Source organism: Yoonia sp. SDW83-1 (genome assembly GCF_046762885.1).
GTDB lineage: Bacteria > Pseudomonadota > Alphaproteobacteria > Rhodobacterales > Rhodobacteraceae > Yoonia.
In genome coordinates, this window is record NZ_JBKQXO010000041.1 from 1 (window position 1) to 1,917 (window position 1,917).

Here is a 1,917-nt window from a genome sequence, read left to right on the forward strand (position 1 = left end):
TACAGCCGTTACATCGTCTCCTGGAAACTCTGCACCAACATGAAGGCTGAAGATGTGACGGATACACTGGACCTCGCATTGCAGGCGTCTGGCTGCGACCAAGTTCACGGCGTTCACAAGCCAAGACTGCTCAGCGACAACGGCTCAAGTTATGTCTCCGGCGACTTGGCTGAATGGCTACAAGACAAGGGCATGAAGCACTCTCGCGGAGCGCCGTATCATCCGCAAACCCAAGGCAAGATCGAACGATGGCACCAAACTCTCAAGAACCGCATCCTGTTGGAAAACTACTTCCTGCCCGGCGATCTTGAAGCTCTGATCGAAGCCTTCGTCGATCACTACAATCATCAGCGCTATCACGAGAGCATCAACAACGTCACACCCGCAGACGTCTACTTCGGGCGTGACAAAGCCATTCCAAAACAACGCGAAAGGATCAAACGAAAAACACTCGAAGCGCGACGCTTGCATCACCGCCAGCACGCCGCATTAGACCTGTCGCGGTTTCGTGCCGCCTCCGGTGCTCGTTTAAGCCACCTTCCGTTCGAAAGCGACTGGGCTTTTCCAACCCAGTGCTGAATGGCGGCGGCGCGGATTATAGAAGCCGTTGATGTATTCGAAGATCGCCATTTCAGCCTGCCGCATCGTTTCCCATGATCGCCGCCAGATCAGCTCAGCCTTGATGGTTTTGAAGAAGGTCTCAACGGCGGCGTTGTCATAGCAATTGCCCTTGCCACTCATCGACACTTCGAAGCCGTGATGGCGCAGGATCTTCTGATAATCGTGGGAACAATATTGGCTTCCCCCTGTCCGTGTGGTGGATGCAGCCCTTAGGCGGTGCCCTGAAGGAGATGGCCATGTTTAGCGCCCGGATTGCCAGATCGCGCTTCATCCGATTACTCACTGCCCAGCCGATGACCCGTCTGGAATGCAGGTCCAGGATCACAGCCAAATACAACCAGCCCTCGCGGGTCCAAACGTAACTGATGTCACCAGCCCATTTCCGGTTCGGGTGCTCTGCCACAAAGTCGCGATCCAGCAGGTTTGGAGCAATGTTGAACTTGTGATTGCTATCCGTTGTGACTTTATGTTTCCGCGTTCTCACCACCGATATGCCGTTCTGACGCATCAAACGGCCAACACGTCGATGGCCAATGTTCAGACCGATCTCTTTCAGCTCTTCGGTCATTCGTGGCCTGCCATAGCTGCCCAGGCTGAGACGCGATTGTTCTTTGATGTGCGCCAACGTCACCATATCAGATCGCTGCCTGCGGCTGGCTGGCCGACTGCGGAACGCACGTAAACCGCGCATGCTGACATCCATAATCTGACACAGGCGCGCTGCCGGAAACACATCCCGGTGTTCTTCGACAAACCTAAACCTCACGGCTTTTGGCTCGCGAAGAACTGCGTTGCTTTTTTTAGGATGTCCCGCTCCTCCTTGAGGATATGGTTCTCGCGCCGACGTCGGTCATTCTCTTGGGCGAGGCTCAAATCCTCTTTCGACACGACATCAATGTCTCGATGCGCCGTGATCCACTTGTTCAGCGTCGACATCCCGACACCGAGATCATCAGCCACCTGCTTGCGCGTCAGTCCACTGGTCAGCGCAATCCGCCCCGCATCTTGCCGGAATTCGTCCGTCCGTTTCAGTCCCATAGTCAGTCTCCTTTGTTGCACTAAATGCTATCAAAGGAGCGGCATCAAACCGCGACAGGTCCACATCGCAACGATTTTCCCTTCAACTGGAGAAGATGAGCCCGACTTCGGATGCGATCCATGAATGCATCTGCTAGCAGTGGGTCACCAATAAACTCATACCACGGCGCACCGCGAGAATGCTTCATGCCCTTGTCTTGCAACCATTCAGCCAGATCCCCTGAGACGTAGCTTGAACCGTTATCGCTGAGCAGACGT

1 protein-coding gene and 3 pseudogenes are annotated in these 1,917 nt (G+C 54.7%); 1 reads left to right on the forward strand and 3 read right to left on the reverse strand.

Features of this window, described 5'->3' with window-relative positions:
* Nucleotides 1-489, forward strand: a pseudogene (locus ACFWW4_RS22620) (transposase); the annotation flags it as partial.
* 39 nt (nt 490-528) lie between these two features.
* Here ACFWW4_RS22620 and ACFWW4_RS22625 read toward each other — a convergent pair.
* From ACFWW4_RS22625 to ACFWW4_RS22635, 3 genes and pseudogenes are all read right to left on the reverse strand, one after another.
* Nucleotides 529-1,659 (reverse strand): annotated as a pseudogene (locus ACFWW4_RS22625) (IS3 family transposase).
* A 44-nt stretch (nt 1,660-1,703) separates the two neighbouring features.
* A complete protein-coding gene (locus tag ACFWW4_RS22630) occupies nt 1,704-1,847 on the reverse strand; it encodes an ATP-binding protein (protein ID WP_411892901.1) in 144 nt (47 codons plus the stop codon).
* A pseudogene (locus ACFWW4_RS22635) lies at nt 1,824-1,917 on the reverse strand (integrase catalytic domain-containing protein); the annotation flags it as partial. The gene ACFWW4_RS22630 and the pseudogene ACFWW4_RS22635, both read right to left, overlap by 24 nt.

What these genes read in the sequence shown, in the direction of transcription:
- ACFWW4_RS22630 (WP_411892901.1), bottom strand. Translation starts at nt 1,847, where the DNA reads ATGAAGCATTCTCGCGGTGCGCCGTGGTATGAGTTTATTGGTGACCCA.